The organism is Candidatus Baltobacteraceae bacterium (genome assembly GCA_036559195.1).
In the GTDB taxonomy this organism is placed as follows: domain Bacteria; phylum Vulcanimicrobiota; class Vulcanimicrobiia; order Vulcanimicrobiales; family Vulcanimicrobiaceae; genus JALYTZ01.
In genome coordinates this window covers 1-18,647 of record DATBTN010000036.1, presented here as the reverse complement: position 1 = coordinate 18,647, position 18,647 = coordinate 1, and the positions used below count along the sequence as shown (strand labels likewise).

At 63.1% G+C, this 18,647-nt stretch carries 21 protein-coding genes and 1 pseudogene; 5 read left to right on the top strand and 17 right to left on the bottom strand.

Annotated features, from left to right (window positions below; genetic code table 11):
- Positions 1-49 precede the first annotated feature (49 nt).
- Positions 50-640, top strand: coding sequence for a hypothetical protein (locus VIG32_04095; GenBank protein HEY8297186.1), 591 nt, complete (start codon positions 50-52; stop codon positions 638-640).
- A gap of 128 nt (positions 641-768) precedes the next feature.
- Entirely contained in the window at positions 769-1,083 is a 315-nt protein-coding gene (locus VIG32_04090) for an STAS domain-containing protein (GenBank protein ID HEY8297185.1), read from the top strand.
- Between the two features lie 113 nt (positions 1,084-1,196).
- Here the strand turns inward: VIG32_04090 and VIG32_04085 are convergent, their stop codons facing one another.
- The gene (locus tag VIG32_04085; GenBank protein HEY8297184.1) at positions 1,197-1,694 is read right to left on the bottom strand and encodes a sigma-70 family RNA polymerase sigma factor; all 498 of its coding nucleotides are present in this window, start codon (positions 1,692-1,694) and stop codon (positions 1,197-1,199) included.
- A gap of 137 nt (positions 1,695-1,831) precedes the next feature.
- Here VIG32_04085 and VIG32_04080 point away from each other — a divergent pair, with 137 nt between their 5' ends.
- A complete protein-coding gene (locus tag VIG32_04080; GenBank protein HEY8297183.1) occupies positions 1,832-2,059 on the top strand; it encodes a ribbon-helix-helix domain-containing protein in 228 nt (75 codons plus the stop codon).
- Here VIG32_04080 and VIG32_04075 read toward each other — a convergent pair whose 3' ends face one another.
- From VIG32_04075 to VIG32_04035, 9 genes and pseudogenes are all read right to left on the bottom strand, one after another.
- Complete coding sequence (locus VIG32_04075) at positions 2,060-3,331, bottom strand: DUF4331 family protein (GenBank protein ID HEY8297182.1); 1,272 nt, start codon at positions 3,329-3,331, stop codon at positions 2,060-2,062. It lies immediately after the preceding gene.
- An 82-nt stretch (positions 3,332-3,413) separates the two neighbouring features.
- A complete protein-coding gene (locus VIG32_04070) occupies positions 3,414-4,742 on the bottom strand; it encodes a tetratricopeptide repeat protein (protein HEY8297181.1) in 1,329 nt (442 codons plus the stop codon).
- Between the two features lie 18 nt (positions 4,743-4,760).
- Positions 4,761-6,101, bottom strand: a pseudogene (locus VIG32_04065) (DUF4331 family protein).
- Positions 6,102-6,154: 53 nt separating this feature from the next.
- Positions 6,155-6,955, bottom strand: coding sequence for a hypothetical protein (locus tag VIG32_04060; GenBank protein HEY8297180.1), 801 nt, complete (start codon positions 6,953-6,955; stop codon positions 6,155-6,157).
- Positions 6,952-8,475, bottom strand: coding sequence for a hypothetical protein (locus VIG32_04055; protein ID HEY8297179.1), 1,524 nt, complete (start codon positions 8,473-8,475; stop codon positions 6,952-6,954). Before VIG32_04055 ends, VIG32_04060 begins: the two co-directional genes overlap by 4 nt.
- 106 nt (positions 8,476-8,581) lie before the next feature.
- Positions 8,582-9,346, bottom strand: a complete 765-nt coding sequence (locus VIG32_04050; GenBank protein ID HEY8297178.1) for a type III pantothenate kinase — start codon at positions 9,344-9,346, stop codon at positions 8,582-8,584.
- A 97-nt stretch (positions 9,347-9,443) separates the two neighbouring features.
- Positions 9,444-10,679, bottom strand: coding sequence for a bifunctional phosphopantothenoylcysteine decarboxylase/phosphopantothenate--cysteine ligase CoaBC (coaBC, locus tag VIG32_04045; GenBank protein ID HEY8297177.1), 1,236 nt, complete (start codon positions 10,677-10,679; stop codon positions 9,444-9,446).
- Positions 10,676-11,503: a pantoate--beta-alanine ligase gene (panC, locus tag VIG32_04040; GenBank protein HEY8297176.1), complete on the bottom strand. Its 828-nt coding sequence runs from the start codon at positions 11,501-11,503 to the stop codon at positions 10,676-10,678. Before panC ends, coaBC begins: the two co-directional genes overlap by 4 nt.
- Positions 11,504-11,514: 11 nt before the next feature.
- The gene (locus VIG32_04035) at positions 11,515-11,808 is read right to left on the bottom strand and encodes an FHA domain-containing protein (GenBank protein ID HEY8297175.1); all 294 of its coding nucleotides are present in this window, start codon (positions 11,806-11,808) and stop codon (positions 11,515-11,517) included.
- A gap of 102 nt (positions 11,809-11,910) precedes the next feature.
- Between VIG32_04035 and VIG32_04030 the strand changes: the two genes are divergently transcribed.
- A complete protein-coding gene (locus VIG32_04030; GenBank protein ID HEY8297174.1) occupies positions 11,911-12,171 on the top strand; it encodes a hypothetical protein in 261 nt (86 codons plus the stop codon).
- Here the strand turns inward: VIG32_04030 and VIG32_04025 are convergent.
- From VIG32_04025 to lexA, 4 genes are read right to left on the bottom strand one after another with little or no spacing between them, the layout of a single operon-like run.
- Positions 12,168-12,530 (bottom strand): PilZ domain-containing protein, encoded by a 363-nt coding sequence (locus VIG32_04025; GenBank protein HEY8297173.1) that lies wholly within the window; start codon positions 12,528-12,530, stop codon positions 12,168-12,170. The genes VIG32_04030 and VIG32_04025 overlap by 4 nt on opposite strands.
- A 52-nt stretch (positions 12,531-12,582) precedes the next feature.
- Positions 12,583-13,830: a methionine gamma-lyase family protein gene (locus VIG32_04020; GenBank protein ID HEY8297172.1), complete on the bottom strand. Its 1,248-nt coding sequence runs from the start codon at positions 13,828-13,830 to the stop codon at positions 12,583-12,585.
- The gene (locus VIG32_04015; GenBank protein HEY8297171.1) at positions 13,827-15,041 is read right to left on the bottom strand and encodes a PTS transporter subunit EIIC; all 1,215 of its coding nucleotides are present in this window, start codon (positions 15,039-15,041) and stop codon (positions 13,827-13,829) included. Before VIG32_04015 ends, VIG32_04020 begins: the two co-directional genes overlap by 4 nt.
- Entirely contained in the window at positions 14,995-15,603 is a 609-nt protein-coding gene (lexA, locus tag VIG32_04010) for a transcriptional repressor LexA (GenBank protein HEY8297170.1), read from the bottom strand. Before lexA ends, VIG32_04015 begins: the two co-directional genes overlap by 47 nt.
- Before the next feature lie 237 nt (positions 15,604-15,840).
- Between lexA and VIG32_04005 the strand changes: the two genes are divergently transcribed.
- On the top strand, positions 15,841-16,119 hold the full coding sequence (locus VIG32_04005; protein HEY8297169.1) for a LysM peptidoglycan-binding domain-containing protein: 279 nt from the start codon (positions 15,841-15,843) through the stop codon (positions 16,117-16,119).
- Positions 16,120-16,240: 121 nt separating this feature from the next.
- On the opposite strand, the gene VIG32_04000 is transcribed toward VIG32_04005, so the two are convergent.
- From VIG32_04000 to VIG32_03990, 3 genes are all read right to left on the bottom strand, one after another.
- Entirely contained in the window at positions 16,241-16,789 is a 549-nt protein-coding gene (locus tag VIG32_04000; protein HEY8297168.1) for a Uma2 family endonuclease, read from the bottom strand.
- Between the two features lie 299 nt (positions 16,790-17,088).
- Positions 17,089-17,298, bottom strand: a complete 210-nt coding sequence (locus VIG32_03995; GenBank protein ID HEY8297167.1) for a hypothetical protein — start codon at positions 17,296-17,298, stop codon at positions 17,089-17,091.
- 83 nt (positions 17,299-17,381) lie between these two features.
- A partial coding sequence (locus VIG32_03990) for a TonB-dependent receptor (GenBank protein HEY8297166.1) occupies positions 17,382-18,647 on the bottom strand: 1,266 nt, incomplete at its 5' end.

Below are 18,647 nucleotides of genomic sequence, written 5' to 3'. Positions count from 1 at the left end.
TCGTCGGCATTTCAATAACCTACGTCACTCTTTTCGTGAAAGGAACGCAATGTCACCACTGACATTCGCCCATTCGGCATTCGCGCCGCTCGCCATCGGCTTCTTCGGACTCGGAACCGGATACTTCATCTGGGGCGGCCAGGCACTCTTCGGTTACCCGCAAGCGTCGCCCGAGGTCGATCGCACGATCGGGCTCTGGGGCATTTGGATGAACGGGTTCATGCAATTCATCACCGGAGTCTACCTCATGGTCGGCCTCACGTGGTTCGGCGTCTTCACCAATTCCCCACCGCTGTACATGGCAGCACTCGCGTTTACGGCCTACGGCGTGCATTGGTTTGCGCTTTCGCATCGCCGCTTCATCGGCTCGAGTTCGCAACCCGATGCCTGGATGGCGATCGCGTTTTTCCTACTCTCGCTGCTGGGCGCGATGGTCTTCTTCGGAGCCGGCGATGTGCCGGCGGGCATTCTGTTTATCGGGCTTTGCCTGATCTACATCACCGAAGTTCCCACGAGCTTCGGCGTCTTCGAGGGACGCCGGTTGGTCGGACTTTGGCAGTTCCTCACCGGCATTTGGCTGATCTATCTCACCTTCGGCGTCACGCTGAATACCACGATCGGGGCGCATTGGTGGCTCTAGCGCGAGCCAGAACCCGCCAAGCAGGCGGTTGAACCTCCAGTTTATTGGACGGCGTAGCCGGGAATAGGCCTCCGATACGCCGTCCTTTTAGTCGGCAACCATCTCGTCCCTAGGAGCCCAAAAGAGTAGTGGCCGCTAACGAACGCAGCATCAGTGTGGTCTTGACCGGTGACTTAGACATCAGCAGGCGCCAAGAGATCGAGTCGCAGTTGCCCGACGTGAACAGCGCCGATCGCGTCGTCATCGACTGCTCGGCGGCAACCTCGATCGACTCATCGATCCTGACCGTACTGATGCGTTATCGCCGCCGGTTCCAACAAAGCGGAAAAGACCCGCTCGATATGATTGTCATCGCAAGCGCGGGAATACGACGCATGTTCGAAGTCGCGGGCCTTTCAAAGCTCGTAACCGTCATCAGCGCACCGAGCGAACCGGCGCCGTAACGCAGGTGCCCGCGACCGGTCCCATTCTTCGCGCGTGAACCTCGGCAATCTCGAGCGGTACGGCGAAGTGCTAAGCGGCGCGTTTGTCGCTCTAACCGGTTTGGTCTTTTACGCTATAAGTTCGTAGCCTGGCGGCGCAGATGCCGCAGGCCGCTGCGAATTCGCGTCTTGACCGTACCCAGCGGCAATGCCGTCGCCCGCGCGATGTGTTCGTGCGATTGTCCATCCAAAAAACAGGCCACCACGACGTCGCGCTGATCGACGCGCAGCGAGCGCAGCGCTTCGCGAACCGCGCTCGCGCGCAGGGTGGCGAGCGCATCTTGTTCGGTATCGTTCGACGATGCGGAAAGGCGCAGCGACTCCATCGGTAGGGCCGCGAGTTCGTGGCGGCGTTTCCGCAGCACGTCGATCGAGCAATTTTTCGCAAGCGTCGTCAGCCAACTCTCGATATTGCCGCCGCGAAACGACTCGGGGTGCATCCAGGCCTTCAAAAAAATGATCTGCACGACGTCCTCGGCCTCGATCGAACTGCGCAGCACGCGCAGAGCCACGCCAAAGACGAGCGATCGATACGTCGCGTATAACTCGTCGAAAGCACCCAGCTCTACCATACGAGCAATACTGTACCCGGGCACCGTATGATTAACCAATGCTGAGAACGGTCTAAAGCCTGCTTGCTTTACCTGCATACCGCGCGCGCAGGCGTGCAATCCACACGTCCCCGCGCACCGTTTCGTCTTACGTCTTTATGAAAAACCACGCACCACTTTGCCGGGTGACGGTGACCTTGCCGCGCCCCCTAGCCGACAAACTCGCGCACCTGCGCGACACGCATCGCGTCTCGGTTTCCTCAATCGTCGAACTTGCGGTAGCGGCATACGTCGCCCAAAACACCGACGACCCGCGCAGAAACGGCGCAACCTTGCGCCGCAGCCGCACGCGCGAATTACGCGCGACTGCGGCTGCGGCCGATTGATTAGATCGGTTTGCCGATATACGGGAACGTATCGGTCGTTCCGCGATCGCCGGCCGTGACGTTATCGCTCGTGAGGCACGCGGTGTCTTTGTGATCGTCGGGTGCGAGGCCAACTTTCTGGCCGAGCGTGCCGAAGATCACGCCGAGCGAGAGATCGATGACCGGACTCGACGGATCGCGGCCGCCGAAGTGGCGGTACGGATCGCCGATCGCCTTCTTCAAGCCGCCGAGTGCGGCTTCGGGTACGACGCGGACGATGCCGGTCGGCAGAGCGCTCTTGCCGTTGGTTTCAACCGCGAGGTAACGAGCCGGTCCGGCCTGCGAGAGATCGGCGGCTAGTTCGTCGGGGATCAGGACTTTTTCCACGGCCTTGCCAAGTTGCATGGAGCGGCCGGCGCCCTTCGGCGAGGTCATAAACGAGAGAATGTCCTTGCCGAGATACGGATCGGCCCACGGTGCGCTGCGATTGGTCGTGTCGTGGCGTCCAAACGCTTCGAAGGCTTCCTTGATCGCCGGGCGCCCAAGACGCTCGACCTGCGTGTAGGTGCTGTTGCCGCTGGCGAGCGACGTCGTCGCATAAACGCGCACGACGCCGACGCGGCCCTTCGGGTTAGCGAGCAGAATGCGCGGAACTTCGACCACGAACGAGAGAACGTTGTAGTCCTTCAAGAAATCCACGCCGGGATTGCGGAAGCACTTCGCGCTCGGCGCGGGCACGTTAGGATGATTCTTGTAATTGCGGTCGGGGATAATTTTGAAGAACTGCGCGAGATCGAAGTAGAACGGATCCTTGCGCGGTCCGGCAAAAACTTGCACGCCGTTACTAAAGCTCTTGCGCCGGTTAAACGAGAACGTGGCCGCCGGTCCCACCCAGCGCGAGCGAGTCCCCTGCATTGCGGGCGCGACTGGCCCGTACATTTCCAGACGTTGTCCGGTTCCCTCGCCGACGGCGCGGAACTGGATGACCTTGTCTTCTCTAAAATCGCCGGTCGTGTCGATCTTGAGCTGGTACATGACGGCAGGATCGAATGCGACGCCGCCGGACATGCCTCGTGGAATGAGCGGATGAACGTCCATCGCCAAGACTACGTTGTGCGGGTTGGCGGCGGGGAAAACGAAGACGTCGGTAATATCGGCACCGGGCCGGCTCACCGTCAGCGGTGAGTCTTGATGGTCCGAGCTGGTTGCTTTTGGAGCCGTGTAGAGCGTCGCGGTAATGGCCAGCGCCACGATCGCAAACGCCGATAAGAGAATGGCTGCGAGCCGTTTCACGAGGGAGCCCTCCCGAAAGTGCTTCGTGTGCGAAGCGGAGTGAATATCCGTCAACGCTCGGGCGGCCCCGCCGGATTCTTTTTTAGCGAGACGCCATCGAACGTTTTGCTAACTGCGCGCGCGCGTCGGCGGCGTCGAACGGGTCGAATTGCGGATTGAGTTTGAGGGCGTACTCGAGCCGTCGCTTCGCCTCGGCGGCGTGGCCGGTGTGCATCGCGACGATCCCGGCATGGTACTGTACGTCGGCGTCCTGCGTATTGAAACGGACGGCACGCTCGGCGTAGGTGCGGGCCTCGGCCCACTTTCCGGTCGTGGCCAGCACCCAACCCATGGTGTCGTCCGAATAGATCTCGTCGCCGCGCTGTCGGTAGTCCAGTTTCGCAAAGCGAACGGCGTCGCCAAGGTAGATGCGGCGTTGAGCGTAGTAGTTGGCGAGCAGCCGGTCGTTGATTCCCTGAACGTTAAACAGGCGCTGCTCCGCGCGGATCAGCGCGTCGGTCTGCGCCGCACCCTTCGTATCGCCCAGTCCGCGCTGCGCGTCGGCCTTGTAGCCAAGCAACTGCGGGAGCGGATAAAGATTCGCGCCTTTGGTTGCCGCATCCAGCGACTTCTGCCACTCTTTGCGCGAGCGGTAGTAGCGCGCTTCCCAGAGCAGGGCCATGTAATTATTCGGAAACAGCGCGAGCGAGGTCGCGAATTCTTTTTCGGCGGCGGCGTTGTCGCCGGTTTCAAACGCGAGCTGGGCGCCGCGCATGTGATACCACGAGCGATCGTAGGCGGGTTCGTAATAATTTTGATCGACGCGCCGCTCCGCACGGGCGATCAGCGCGCGCGCCTCGTTCATGCGGCCAGTCAATTCGTCGTAGCGCGCCTGAATCGACTCCCAGGTCGGGTTCTCGGGACCCGGCGGCGTGCGTGCGAGAATGCGGCCGGCATCGCGATAGTGCCCCAGCTCCATGAGCAGTGACGCTTTTTGCGCGATCGCGTTCTGATTGAACGGTTCGCCGTCGATCGCGTCCTGTTCGTGTCCGATGGCCGCGCGAAACTTATGATAGTCGAGCAGCGCCGAGGCGAGCCCCATCTGTCCGGCGGTGTTGCCTTGCGGCTGAAGGCGGATCGAACGCTCGGCCATCGCTTGCGCGCGCTCGATATCGCCCACGTCGCCCTGCTCGCGAAACCGCTGCAGATATTGGAGCGCGAGCATGCGCGAGGTAATCTGATCCTGCGGGTCGCGACGCACGATCCGCTCTTCGAACGAGATGACTTTGTCGCGCTGCAGGTAGTCGGTATTGACGGGCACCGGCGCGACGATCGCGGCCGGAGCCTGCGAGCGAAGCGCGATGACGGTCGGCCAGACGGCGAGCGCGAGAATCGCGCCCGCCGTGATGACCAATGAGCCTCTGAGGCGCACCTGTAGTTCCTTCGGTGGTTAGACGGGCGGTTGAACGTAGGGGAACGTGGCGGTATTAGCCTTATCGTATCCGACGTTATCGGTCGTCAAACAGGGCGACTCTTTATGGTCGTCCGGGACGACCTTGAGCAAGGAGAGCGTGTTCCCGAACACGGCTCCCAGATCGAGGTCGATCACGTCGTCGTTAAGCGCGCGGCCGCCGAACGTACTGCCCGTCGCGCCGCCGCTCTCGACGCCGAGATAGGCTGCGGTCGTGGCTGCCGAGGACGTATCGAACATCATCTCGTCGAGTCCGAGGATCTTCTGCAGGGCACCGGTCGTCGCCGCGTCGCGCTTGGCAACGGTGGAGGCGAAGGTGCCGATGTCGTTGGTCAAGGTCGTATCGCTGTAGGGTTCGCCGCGATTGGTCGCGTCGTGATCCTTGAACATCTCGAGGCCTTCTTTAACCGCGGGGCGGGCGAAGAGTTCGGTCTGCGTGTAGACGGTGTTGTTGCCCGAGGTCGGTGTGCCGAGCACGCGTGGGCCGTTTCCGTTGCAGCCGGTTAACGCCAGGCCGAGCATTGCCGCTACGGCGGCGCCGGTCAATAGTTTCTTCATGTACGTATCTCCCTATGATCCCGACGGCGTCGAGGCTGTTACCCAGAAGCCCATTTTGCCGGCCGTGCCGAGCATGGCTTTGGGGACCGACACGACGAGCGACATCACGTTATACGGCGTGAGCAAATCGTTCGGCGCGCTGTAGTTCGGCGATCCCGGAACGTCGCAGCCGAGCGCTCCGGCGTTGCCGTACGAATTGCCGAGCACGTCTTTCACCGGCGCGTTGGGATCGGTGAAGTTGAACGAACTCGCCGTACCGGGCGGTGGGTTGGGCTGGTTCTTGTAGTTGCGATCCGGGAGAATCTTGAAGAACTTCGCCAAATCGAAGAAGAACGGGTCGTGCCGCGGTCCGACGAAGACCGAGACGCCGTTGCTCAACGTGGCATTTTGGCTCAAGCCGAAGGTACCGCTCGACGCGACGAGCGTATTTTGGGTGCTGACTTCGTTCGGCGCCGATGGCCCGTAGAGCGTGAACGTTGGGTTCGCGCCGGCACTATTAGCCTTCATCTGAATGACCAGATGCTCTTTGGGATCGCCCGCGACGTTGGCGATCTTGAACTGGTAGAGTACGTTCGGATCGAATTGCGAATTGCAGCCGACCGGAATGAGCGGGCAGAAGTCCATTACGAAGACGACGTTACCCGGTTTGTCCGGTGCTGGAAAGACGTACGAGTCGGTGACGTCTTCCATCGGATTGTTAACGACCGTCGGCGAGTCTTGGTGGTCCGAACTGCGGGCAGCGTGTGTCGAATAGAACGACATCGCTACGGCCAACAGTAGAACCGCGAACACACCGGCGATTCCGCGGATGAGTTTCATGGTAGCTGCTCCATTGGTGTGTCGACGAGGCGCATTGGCCGCGTCGACAGGAAGATCCAGACGAAGACGCCCAGCAGTCCGGCTACGAGGATGCTACTGACCGTTAAGTCCGAAATTGGCGGTTTCCAGCCGAGCACTTGAACGAGCTCGTACGCCGCAACCGCGACGGCGAAGATAGTCACGGAGAGAATCCACACACGCATGACGCGCGGAAGACGACCCGCGCGATACGTCACGAGCCGGTGAATCATCACCGAGTCGAGCGTATCGGTACAGACCATGCCGGCACAAAACATCGAGCCGACGACGAGCGCCCCGGCAACGCCGGCGTCCGCACCGAACGCCACTGCGTACGTCGCGATCTGACTCGATGTTTCAAAACCGAAACCGAAAAGCAATCCGACCGGAACGGCCAGCCACGCACTCGTACCGTTGCGTAGGGCGGTCGGCAGCAGACGCGTTTTGGCGCCCGCAATCCGGTCGGTTTGTCCGCTGCGCAATTGGCGCAGGTTCATCCCCGCGATGACCAGCAACACGACGATGCTGATCCACGTTCCGACCGTTTCGATCAGCGCGTGGTTCGCGGAAAATTTTGTGCCGAGAAATCCGACGAGCGCCGCGATGGCGAGCACCATCACGGTGTGGCCGCCCGCGAAGAGCGTGCCTATAAAGCGGCTGAACAGCGGTTGTCGCTCGACGGAATTGCGGGTGAGGTTATCGATCGCCGCGAGGTGATCGGGATCGGCGCCGTGACGCAAACCCAGTGTGAAGACGGTGGCGGCGCTCGAAAAAATCATGCCGTCACCTCGGGCGCGGGCGCCGCATGATGGTGATGGCCGTGCCCCTGCTGCGCGAACGCGTAGCCGGCGACGGCCGCGATGACGAGCAGCGCAACGATCGCCGCCGACGATGCAAAACCGGTCTGAACGAACCCTTGCCCGACCATGACCGCGCCGATGACGGAGATGACGCTCGCCGAAACGACCGGCCCGATCCTTACGATCCGCTCGAAGCCCGAACGCTTGGAGAGCCACGACGCGCCGTGCACCACGCCGATGCCGAGTCCGCTAAGCACCGCGGCGAGCCCCATGCTGAAGACGACGATGAGCAGCAGGCCGTACCCCAATTGATGCAGGCGCAATGCCGTGAGCATGACCACGATCGCAGCGGGACACGGCGCGATACCGCCGCTCATCGCCGCCCAGATTGCGCTGCCGAAATTGAGCGGCTGCGAGCCGGGAATCCCGTGCGAGTGTCCGTGGCCGTGCGCGCTATCGTGGTCGCGATCGTGATCGTGGCCGTGCGCGTGCGGATGCGCGCCATCGTGAGCGTGCTGGTGAACGTGATTGAGCCCGCGCCGCGCCGCGATATACTTCGCCAGCGCACGCGCGCCGATCACCGCAACCGCGACGCCCGAAAGCAGCGTGATCCACGGATAGACCGTCTCCGAAACGAACTTCGATGCGGTGAGCAAGAGCAGTCCGAGGATCAGCACGCCGACGGTGTGCGCGAACGTCAGCGATGCGGCCAGAATCAAGGCTTGCTTCGACGTGGCGCGCGACCCAACGAGCGTGAAAGCGAGCAGCGCTTTCCCGTGTCCCGGCTCGACCGCGTGCAGCGCGCCCAGGCCGAACGCCGCCAAGATCGTCAGCAATACCCATACCGGCGTCTGATTTTGGCGCGAAAACATGCCCGAGAGAATGGCGGGATTAAAAAGCCAAGGCGCGCTGCTCGCGATCTGCGGCTGCGCGTCTTCGGAATCGGCGATCGCCGAAATGGCGCCGCTGGGTGCCAGCGAAAACGTCGCGCTCGTTACGCGTCGCGGCGTACCGATTAGGGCGCTGGGATAGACGCGTAACTCTTGCGTCGGCTCGGTCTGCGCGCCGACGACGATATCTTTCCAGCCGATGCGCCGGTCCGAATACGTGCTGTCGGAGACGGCGACCTTATGCGCCGAACCGGTAACGACCGGGACGACGAAATTTTCGGTCCAATACAAAATCGGGAGTCCGCCGGAACCGGGCCGCGTGCGTACGTGCGCCGGGCCGTCGGGTTGCAGCGCGGCGCGCGCGCCGTCGACGGAGATCTGCAGCCCCTGCTGCACGAGCGCGATCTCGCTCTGCGCCCAGGCCGACGAAACGGCCGGCGTCCATTTCCCGCCGGCGGTTTGCATGATTTGGAACGTCGGGATCTCGGCGATATCGAGCACGTAGTGCACGCGCAGCGCGTCGCGCGCCACGGCGATCTTGGCTAAGTGATTGATCGTAAAATTGCCGAGCGGATGTGCGGAGGCCGGCAGTACGCCAAGCACGGCCATGCATACGAAGAGGGCAACTACCGAGAAGGCCCGCAGTGGCCGCATGCAACCCTCCCATCGGGCGGTTTTTGTATACCGCTACAACGGGGGAATGCCGACCCCGGATTTAGCTTCGATGAAACAAATGGAGACCGAGCAGGCTCAAGTGCGGGTTGACCTCGTCGATCGTGTGCGTATGTTTGGCGATCGCGTCCGCGAGACCGCCGGTGGCGATGACGCGCGCCGGAACGCCGATCTCCTCGCGCATTCGTGTGACGAGCGCCTCAGTTTGCCCGACGAAACCGTAAACGATGCCCGCCTGCAGCGACGAGATCGTGTCTCGCCCGATCGCATGGCCGGGTGCTTCGAGCGCGATCTGCGGCAGCTTCGCGGTCCGACCGACGAGTGCGTCGATCGAAATGTTGATGCCGGGCGCGATCGCCGTGCCGAGGTATTCACCTTTCGGCGAGATCGCCATGAAGACGGTCGCCGTTCCGTAACTCACGACGATGAGCGGCGACCCGTAGATCTCGCGCGCGCCGATTGCGGCGGCCACCAGATCGGCGCCGACTTCGCCCGGCCGTTCGGTCAAGACCGGCATGAGCCGCTGGCGATGTGCTTTAAAGAAGGCCGGCGCAACACCGAAATACCGTTCGCACGCTTGCTCGAGCGTCGCGTCCAACTTCGGAACGACACTCGCGATCACGACCGCCTCCACCTCGCTCGTCTTACGACCGGCGCTGGCAAAGAGCTGCGAAAAAAACACGCCGTACTCATCGGCCGTCCGCTTCGACTCCGTCGTAACGCGCCAATCGTGCGTGAGCGCAGCCGCCCCATTCTCAAAGCACCCGAGCTTCGTCTCCGTATTCCCAACATCAATCGCTAACAGCATTCACCCACCCCCTCTAACACGCCACGCCGCCCGCCCATGCTTCGACAAGCTCATGCTTCGACAAGCTCAGCATGACAAGTCGCACCCGTCAGGTCGGTCACAAGCCTTTGTCATCCTGAGCCTGTCGAAGGACGGAGCCTGTCGAAGCATGAGCTTGTCGAAGCACGGCGATTGCGTCGAGGAGGCGGGCGGCTAGCTCGTCTTTGCCGGCTTCGCCGAGATCGCGACGGCCGTCGGTTCCCCAGAGGAGCGTGAGTGCGTTGCGGCCGGCGCCGAATCCGCGGCCGCCGGCGACGTCGTTGACGGCGATTGCGTCGAGCCGTTTGCGCGTCAATTTCTCGCGCGCGTTGGTTTCGTGCGCTTGCGTCTCGGCAGCGAAGCCGACCAGAAAGCTCGTGCCTTTGCGTTCGGCGAGCGCCGCCAGCACGTCGGGCGTGCGAATCATCTCTACGCGCTCGCCGGCATCGCCCTTCTTTACTTTTTGCGATGCGATCTCGGCGGGCCGGTAATCCGACACCGCGGCGCTTGCGATAATGAGATCGGCACCGACCACGTCGCGCAACGCCGCGGCGAGCATTTCGTCGGCGGTTGCGATCGAAACGGTGCGCACGTTGGCGGGCGGCTCTAAATGCGTCGGCCCGAGAATCAGCGTAACCTCGGCTCCGCGAAGCTGCGCTTCGCGCGCGAGCGCGATGCCCATCGCTCCGGTCGACGGATTGCTCACGAAGCGCACGGGGTCGAACGCTTCGCGCGTCGGACCGGCCGTAATGGCGACGCGCAGACCGCTCATCGATTGCGTGCGCGCGAGCGCGCGATCGAGCGCCTCCAACAGCGCCTCTTCGCTCGCCAGACGGCCGACGCCGCGTTCGCGTTCCGCGAGAAATCCCGACTCGGGCTCGACGATCGCGTAGCCGCGTTCGCGCAGGCGCGCGAGATTCGCCTGCGTCGGCGCGCTGCGATACATCGCGTCGTTCATCGCCGGCGCGAGCAGCACCGGAATGCGCGCGGCGAGCAGCGCCGTCGTGAGCAGATCGTCCGCAATGCCGTTTGCCAGCTTCGCGATCGCGTTGGCCGTTGCCGGAGCGACCAGCGCCACCTGCGCCTCACGTACCAACCGAATGTGCGGAATGCGTTCCGGCGCATCCCAAAGCGACGAGTACACCGGTCGTCCGGTGAGTGCGGCGAAGGTCAGCGGCCCGACGAATTTCTCGGCTTCGGCGGTCATGATCACGTCGACCAGATCGCCACGCTGAACGAGCGTGCTGGTAAGGGCGGCCGCCTTGTACGCCGCGATCCCGCCGGTGACGCAGAGCAGCACGCGCGACCCGCTCACGCCGCCACCCACAGGTTGTCGAGCAGGCGGGTCGTTCCAAAGGCCGCCGCAGCGATCAAAAATGCCGGAACTCCGAGCCGGTCGATGCGCTCGAACGATTCGGCGTCGACGAGTTCCAGGTAGTCCGGGCGGCCGAGCGGGTCGAGCGCCGCAAGCCCTGTGGAACGGGCCTGCGCGGGCGTGGCGCCCCCGCGCAACGCCGCGAGCATCGCGTTGAGGGCTGCGTGTAAGGAGGGCGCGGCCGCGCGCTCCTGGGGGCTTAAATAGACGTTGCGGCTCGAGAGCGCGAGGCCGTCGGCCTCGCGAACCGTCGGCACCACCTCGACCCGCGCGGGAATCGCGAGATCGCGGACCACCCGGCGCAGAACCGCGGTTTGCTGAGCGTCTTTCTGGCCGAGGTAGAGTGCATCGGGTTCGATGATTTGCAGCAGCTTGGTGACGACCGTCGCGACGCCGCGAAAGTGCGTCGGGCGGATCTTCCCTTCGAAGCTCGCGCCCATCGGACCGACGTCGACGCTGGTGGAAAACCCGGCCGGATAGATCGTCTGCGGTGCCGGCGCGAAGAGCACGGCGACTCCGGCCGCCTCCAGCATCGCGCGGTCGGCCGCCAAATCGCGCGGGTAGCGCTCGAAGTCTTCGCCCGGTCCGAATTGGAGCGGATTGACGAAGACCGAGGCGGCAACGCTCGCACAGGCGGCGCGAGCCGCGGTTACCAGCCGGCGGTGTCCCTCATGCAAAGCCCCCATCGTGGGTACGAAGCCGAGCGGACGCGGCAACGCGCGCACGGCTTCACGCGCTTCTTCGATCGAGGCCGCGACGATCATCGGCAGCTGGTTTATCCGCGCGTAACGCGCAGCACCGTGCGGCCGACCTGAAACGGCGCGCCGATATCGAGCGCGGCGTCGCCGGTGACCGGAAGATCATTGAGCCGGGTTCCGTTGCGGCTCTCGAGATCGGTCAGCACGAGCGAGCCGGCCGCGGCGTGCAACTTGGCATGCCGCCGGGAGACGTACCGGTCGATCGTAATGCACGCGTCGGCGACCTGCTCGTCGCGACCGATGACGATCTCGTCATCAAACGACCAGGTCTTGCCGTCCAGCGGCCCGCTTAAAACCTCGAGGAGATACATGGCCGACCGCCCTTCTCCCCCGATAGGGCGGGCTCCCTGGTGGGTAAGGGTATCTGTCGCCGACGGTTAATTTATAAGGGTCTGCGGACGATACACTTGTAAGTGACCGCACGGCTCAAGGAAATGGGGCTCAAGACCGAGCAAATGAACGACCGAATCGACGAGTTGCTACATCTTATCGAGGTGGAGCCCGACGCGCTGCGCGAGGCTGAGTTCATGCAGGCGCAGGCTATTCTCGAAACGATGGCCGGCAAAACCATCGCATCGGCCGACCTTGAAGACACCCGCATCGTCCTCACGCTTTCGGACGGCAGCAAGTATTTCTTCTACGGATTTCTTGGAGAGGGCGGCCCGCAGAGCTAGGCGCGCGCCTGCTGTTGCAACTCGTGGATGTACTCCACAATTGCGGCTTGATCGTTCTGCGCGATCTGCGTGAACGCAATGCCGTGAGCGAAGATCTGCTTGGCCCCATCGAAAAACGACAACACCACGCGGCCCCGTATCATCACTTCGCGATCGCTCTGCGGAAGCGTGAAGCGTAGCGTAACGTTCTGCCCGGAGTTCAAATCGCTCTTGGTGGACACGCGAACGCCACCGCCGCTCAGATCGACGGCGTCGCCATACATGACCAACTCATCTCCCGGAACGATCACCGTTACCGGGAAATCAACGCTGGCGCGGAAATATCGCCGCTGCTGCGGCCCACCCGACTCAGTGCTCACTGCGACTACACGTTCTTCAAGCCGCGCGTTGTGCCTTCAGGGTACATAGTCCCTATGTTGCGAGCACGGCTTCGGCGGCTTTGAGGGCGCCGAGCATTGCGTGTTCGGCGACGAGACCGCCTTGAAGATAGACTTCGTACGGTTCGCGCAACGGAGCGTCGCATGAAAGTTCGATGGTGGCGCCGCCGACGAACGAGCCGCTCGACATGATGACCGGATCCACATACCCGGGCACCGGCCCCGGCTCGGGCCGAAAACGCGCGTTGACCGGCATCGCGGTTTGAAGTCCGGCCGCGAAGGCGGCCAGCCGGCGCGGATCGCCAAGCCGAATCGCCTGCACGATATCGGTGCGCGTCGCCCCGGGCAGGGGATCGACGGCAAAGCCTAACTCCGCAAAGAGCGCCGCCGCAAAATCCAGTCCGCGCAGCGTCTGCTCGACCACCAGCGGGGCCAAAAAGAGTCCCTGGATGAAGCTGCGGCCGAAGCCCAGCGTGGGCCCCAATGCGTCGCCCAAGCCCGGTGCGTACAGGCGCGCCGCGACGCGATCGAGCAGATCGCGCCGGCCCGCAACGTATCCGCCCGCGGGCGCGATCGATCCGCCGAGGTTTTTGATGAGCGATCCCATCACCAAATCGGCCCCCACGTGCGTGGGCTCGCGCTCCTCTACGAGTTCGCCGTAACAATTGTCGACCAGTATCGCCACGTCGGGACGGCGAGCCTTGATCGCCGCGAAGGCCGCTTCGCAGGCTCCGACCGCGAGCGCCGGCCGGGGTGCGTAGCCGCGCGAGCGCTGCACGAAGAATGCCGCCACATCGTCGCGTTCCAGCTCGCGCGCGATTCCTTCGCGATCGAGCGCGCCGCCGGCGAGCGCGAGTTCGCGGTAAACCACGCCCTCCGTTGCGAGTGCGAGCGGATGTTCGACGATCGCGTTGCGCAGCGTATCGTACGGGCGGCCGGTGATACTCACGAGTGCGCGACCCGCCGGCACGCACGCCGCAAGCGAGGTGACGATCGCGTGCGTGCCGCTCACGATCGAAAGCCGCGCGAGCGCACCCTCGGTACCGAAGACGCGCGCGAGCAGCGATTCGTAGCGCGCGCGCGCGGCGTCGTCGTACCCGTAGCCGGTCGAGCCGGCGAAGTCGCTCTCGGCGACGCCTTCGTCGAGGAAGGCTTGCATGACGTTGAGTTTCACGCGCGCCTGCGCGTCGTAGCGCAACTCTCGGGTGCGATCGTACGCGCGACGCGCCGCGGCGCGCAGCGTTCCCTCGATGGCAAAACGCTCGCAGAGAAGATCGATCATCCGGCCCGGCGCTCCTCGTGTCGTTCGTACGCGCGCACGAACGGAAAATAGATGGCGGTTGCAATCGCGATGTTCGCGAGCGCGAGGAGCACCGCCCGCGGGTCGAGCGTGGCGAGATAACTCGATAACACCGTGGGAACGCCCGACGGAATGTAAAACGCCGGACGCGCGACCGCTTCGTGCGCGACGGCGAGATAGGTGACCGTTGCGAGCACCAGCGGCGCGACCACGAACGGCACGGCCAAAAACGGATTGAACACGATGGGCAGGCCGAAGAGCAGCGGTTCGTTGATATTGAACAGGGCCGGCACGATCGTCAAGCGCGCGATCTTGCGCAGTCGCCGCACCCGGCTAAAGAGCAACATGAACGAAAGCGGCAGCGTACCGCCCGCGCCGCCCGGGAACACGAAGAGAAAGAGCGAGACGACCACGATGTGCGGCAGCGGCCGATGGTGCGCGTATGCGTCGGTGTTCTGCAGTTGCAGCGTAAAATAGATCGGCGTGACGATCGCGGCGAGCGTCGCCGGCCCGTGTACGCCGATCGTCCAGAGCAGCGTTTCGACAAGCGTGATGAGCACGAGCGCGACGTACGTATCGCCGAGCGTTCCGAGCGGACGCACCAAGGCGATAAGCGCGTTACCGAGCGAGACGTGCGCGAGAAAGAGCGCGCCCGCGAGCGCGAGAATCGCGAAAGCCGGCGCGATGTTGACGATCGCGCCGCGCGCACCGGCGCGCCGCGCCAGTACGAAGGCGCCCGCGACGAGCAGCGCGACCACGATCGCGAGAAAGAGCCCGCTCTCGCCGACGCGATGTAAGTACGCGATCGGCTCGCGTAATGCGTACGGCCGCGGCAGGGCGAGCACGAAGGCAATCGACGCCACCGGCACCACCCAACGGCGCGAAAGATCGAGTTTGCGGGCGAGCCGGTCGGCCAGAATGACGACCAGCGTGCAGCCCATGATGCCGAAGGCCGGCAATTCGGCGAGCGAGAGCCGTTTTACGAGCATGGTGCCGAAGGATCCGTGCGGCACGCGAACGATCGCGAGAAAGACGACGAGCCCGGCCAGTAAGCCGACGAAGCTCCAGGGCAGGCTCTCGCGGATCGCCAGCATCGCGGGCGCATCGCCGATGCGCCGCAGAACGCGGACGAAGGTGGTTTCCGGGCTAGAGTTTACGGACCACGGCTTCGACGCGTCCGACGATGGTAACATCGTTCGCGTAGATTGGCGCCATTGCGGAATTCTCCGGCTGCAAGCGCACCCGGCCCTCTTCTTTGTAGAAGCGCTTGACGGTCGCTTCGCCTTCGAGCATGGCCACCACGATCTCGCCGTTGTTGGCATTACGCTGCGGCCGGACCAAAATGAGATCGCCGTCGAGAATGGCGGCATCGATCATCGAATCGCCCGCGACGCGCAGCATAAAGCCGTCCGCGGTTCGCGTAAACGAGGCGGGAAGCACGAACTCGCCTTCGAGGTTCTCGGTCGCGGTGATCGGCACGCCGGCGGCGACTTTGCCGACGATCGGCAGGGTGACGGTCTCAGGACCGGCAGGCCGCTTCACGCCCAAGTCGGAGCGGAGCGCGCGAGGCTTGGTCGGGTCGCGGCTGATCAGGCCGTGACGCTCGAGCGTTTTGAGATGCGAGTGGATCGTAGACGAGGACGAGAGCCCGACGCGCTCGCCGATCTCGCGAACCGAGGGCGGATAGCCCTGCTCGGCGGTAAATTCGCGGATGACTTCGAGAATGCGCTGCTGGCGCTCGGTCGTTCCCTCCATCAATGACTCCCCCGTTTGGTTAGCTGTTCCGTAAAATGCCACCCGTATGGCACCTGCATTGCATACAACCCTACCATAAACCGACCCGCAAGGCAAACATATGTTCGAGAACCGCTTGACACCCGCTCGAATGGGTATGCTAAAATCTAGTGGACGAACAGGCGTTTGGCACAACATGTAGATCGAATCCGGCACGAACGTATGTTTGGCACAAGATAGAGTAAGGAGACAAGCACGGTGGGTAAGCGCAAGAAGTTCACGTTGATGCCGGCGATCGCGCTGGTCGCGCTCAGCTTGATGGTCACGTTGCCGGCGCTCTCGGGCATGCGGCTCTACGCAGCCGGCGCCCAACATTACACGACCGTCACCGTGCACCCGGGCGACACGCTCTGGACGATTGCCGCCGCGCACACCGGCTCGGGCGACGTCCAAGAAACGATCGACCGCATCTCCGAAGTCAACCACCTAGGCGCCGCCTCACTCCAACCCGGCGAGCACCTCCAAATCCCGGACTAACGCATAGCGCGTCCGCCCAGATAAAAAGAACCGGGTCGCACCCTCCCGCCCCCGGTTCTTTTTTCTTCCCCTTGTCATCCTGAGCTCGTCGAAGGACAGAGCTCGGCGAAGGACCCCCTTGTCATCCTGAGCTTGTCGAAGGACGGGAGCCTGTCGAAGGACGGCGCACGTTCGCAAACACCTCGCCAACCTCGAACCGCAGCCACGGTACGATCTCGTGCTCGAACGATTCACCCTCGCAATAGGTGCGAGCGCCGCCATCGCGCGCATACGCCACCACCTGCCGCTTCTGCGGATCCACATCCAACACGAGGACCGCACCATGCGCGAGGTACGCACGAACCTTGCGCGCCTCGTAGGTACCTCGCGCCGATGGCGAGCGAACCTCGACCGCTATATCGGGCGCGAATGGCGGCTCTTCGGCGTCGCGGTCGCCCAGTTCACGCAACCGATCGAACGAAACGAATGCAACGTCGGGCACGAATTCCGTACCCGGTTCCAGCTTAAAGCGAACCTCGGTGACGACATGCCCGAGTGTTTCACCACAGCGCGCGAGCGCCATCGCAATCGCCATCTGCGCCGCGCCGTGCGACCACTTAGGGCTCACCTTGGGGTAGGGACGCCCGTCGAGGTACTCGACCTCCGTCCGATCCGAAACGATCTCGCGCATACCAACCTCTCCACGCCGATTCTATCACGACGAGGTCGTCCCTCGACCCGTCAACACCTCGCTCAGGGCAGCCTGACAAAAGCAAAGCCCCGCCCCCTGTCATCCTGAGCGTGTCGAAGGACGCCCCTTGTCATCCTGAGCCTGTCGAAGGACGACGCCCTATCGAAGGACGGCCCGTGGCACGCTCGTGCTTCGACAGGCTCAGCATGACAGGCCCCGTCGCACGCTCGTGCTTCGACGGGCTCAGCATGACAAGCCCGGAGCATGCTCGTGCTTCGACGGGCTCAGCATGACAAAGGTTACTTCTTGCTGACGAGCATGACGCTGTGGCCGTGGTGGGTGTCGAGGAAGTCTAGGCCTTCGACGATCCAGGTGTCGAGGCCGGTGGCGGTGTGCTTTGAGACCTCGGTTACGATGTGCGTGCGATCGCGCAGCCACTTGAGTTCCGAGCGCGTGGTGCTCGGCCAGACCGAGACTTCACAATCCTCGCAAAAGTATCCATACTGCATCGGCGAGCGTCCTACACCGCTGCAAATGAAAAGGCCTCTGCGTTTGCAGAGGCCTTTCATTCTTCGCGAGGGTGGATCGAAGCTTAGAGCTTGATCTTCGCTTCGAGGAAGAAGTTGAACGGCGTCTTCGTGGAGCTGCCGTCAACGTTGACGCTGCCGAGGTTCGCTAGATACGGATACTTCACAAACTGTGAAATCGGCGTACCCGGATTGTAGACGTTCCCGACCGGGGGAATTGCGCCGGCGCCTACGATGTTGTAGGAGCAGACGTTGTGGTCGTTCGAGGTCCACGCGGTCTTCGAACCGCCGAAGCAGCTGTTGACGACGTTCGCGAAGGTCCCGATCAGGGTGATCTTCGGCGAAGCCTCATAGCTCACTTGGACGTTCGCTACGATTTGCGACGGCTGAACGAACGCGCCCAGGTTATCGAACTGTTTCGTGAACGTGTTCGGAACCGGAAGCACGCCCGCGCAGGACGTTGCATCGTAACCGGCTGCGCCAGGCTGGCCGCCGTAGATGTAGCGCGGATCTGAGGTGGAGACAGTTCCCGCAAGCGGCTTGCAGCCTGCGGTCGGGTCGATACCGTAGTTCGACTCGGGCGATCCGTAACGACCGCCGCCCTGGAATTGGACGGTCGGGGTGATCGCGAACTTGTCGTGTTTGTAGTTGAGGATCAACGCTGCGAAGTACGGTACGCCGTACGATGCAGCCGAAGCGCCAATCGGGCCCGGCAGCAGGTCGTAGGTCGGAACGTTGTCAGCGCTGATGTGGCCTTGAGGAGTCGCGCCATAGTACGGATTCGCGATCGTTGCCGCGCTGCAAGGAGCAGCCGCACCGGTGGAATCGTAGCACGCCGCGCCGCCGCCGGCCTGGGTCAGTTTATTGAACGAGTCGATGTCGGAGTTGATGCCCGCGAGCACGGTGTTTCCGTTCGCCAGCTTGTCGTAGCTGATGACGCTGTGCGTGTACGTGAACGCCAGCTGACCGGAGAGACCGTTACGCGAGAAGTCGCCCTTGTTCAATTGGAACTCGAGACCTTCGCTCGTCTGACGGCCGACGTTGAGGCCGGAGACGAATCCGCTCTGCTGATCCAGGAAGAACTGTTGGATTTGATCCTTCGTCTTGCGTAGGAACGGGGAGAGTTTGAAGGACCAGTCCGTGTTCTTGATGTGGTGCTCGAGCGAGAAGTCCGCGTTGATCGAGGTTGCGGGACGAACCGTGTGGCCCGGCGTGTTAAAGCCGAACGGTACGAACGCGGCAAGAACGCCCGGAAGGTTCTCTTGCAGCGAGCTGTACTGTTCGAACGCGGCGTTCGGCGGCTCGGCGTATTTGCCGATCGATGCGCGAAG

Excerpts from the sequence above, each read along its gene's own strand:
- VIG32_04095 (HEY8297186.1), top strand. The coding sequence starts at position 50 with ATGTCACCACTGACATTCGCCCATTCGGCATTCGCGCCGCTCGCCATC.
- VIG32_04000 (HEY8297168.1), bottom strand. The coding sequence starts at position 16,789 with ATGCGCGAGATCGTTTCGGATCGGACGGAGGTCGAGTACCTCGACGGG.
- VIG32_04085 (HEY8297184.1), bottom strand. The coding sequence starts at position 1,694 with ATGGTAGAGCTGGGTGCTTTCGACGAGTTATACGCGACGTATCGATCG.
- VIG32_04015 (HEY8297171.1), bottom strand. The coding sequence starts at position 15,041 with ATGTTACCATCGTCGGACGCGTCGAAGCCGTGGTCCGTAAACTCTAGC.
- panC (HEY8297176.1), bottom strand. The coding sequence starts at position 11,503 with ATGATCGTCGCGGCCTCGATCGAAGAAGCGCGTGAAGCCGTGCGCGCG.
- VIG32_04060 (HEY8297180.1), bottom strand. The coding sequence starts at position 6,955 with ATGATTTTTTCGAGCGCCGCCACCGTCTTCACACTGGGTTTGCGTCAC.
- VIG32_04080 (HEY8297183.1), top strand. The coding sequence starts at position 1,832 with ATGAAAAACCACGCACCACTTTGCCGGGTGACGGTGACCTTGCCGCGC.
- VIG32_04050 (HEY8297178.1), bottom strand. The coding sequence starts at position 9,346 with ATGCTGTTAGCGATTGATGTTGGGAATACGGAGACGAAGCTCGGGTGC.
- VIG32_04055 (HEY8297179.1), bottom strand. The coding sequence starts at position 8,475 with ATGGCCGTGCTTGGCGTACTGCCGGCCTCCGCACATCCGCTCGGCAAT.
- lexA (HEY8297170.1), bottom strand. The coding sequence starts at position 15,603 with ATGGAGGGAACGACCGAGCGCCAGCAGCGCATTCTCGAAGTCATCCGC.
- VIG32_03995 (HEY8297167.1), bottom strand. The coding sequence starts at position 17,298 with ATGCAGTATGGATACTTTTGCGAGGATTGTGAAGTCTCGGTCTGGCCG.
- VIG32_04020 (HEY8297172.1), bottom strand. The coding sequence starts at position 13,830 with ATGATCGATCTTCTCTGCGAGCGTTTTGCCATCGAGGGAACGCTGCGC.
- VIG32_04035 (HEY8297175.1), bottom strand. The coding sequence starts at position 11,808 with ATGTATCTCCTCGAGGTTTTAAGCGGGCCGCTGGACGGCAAGACCTGG.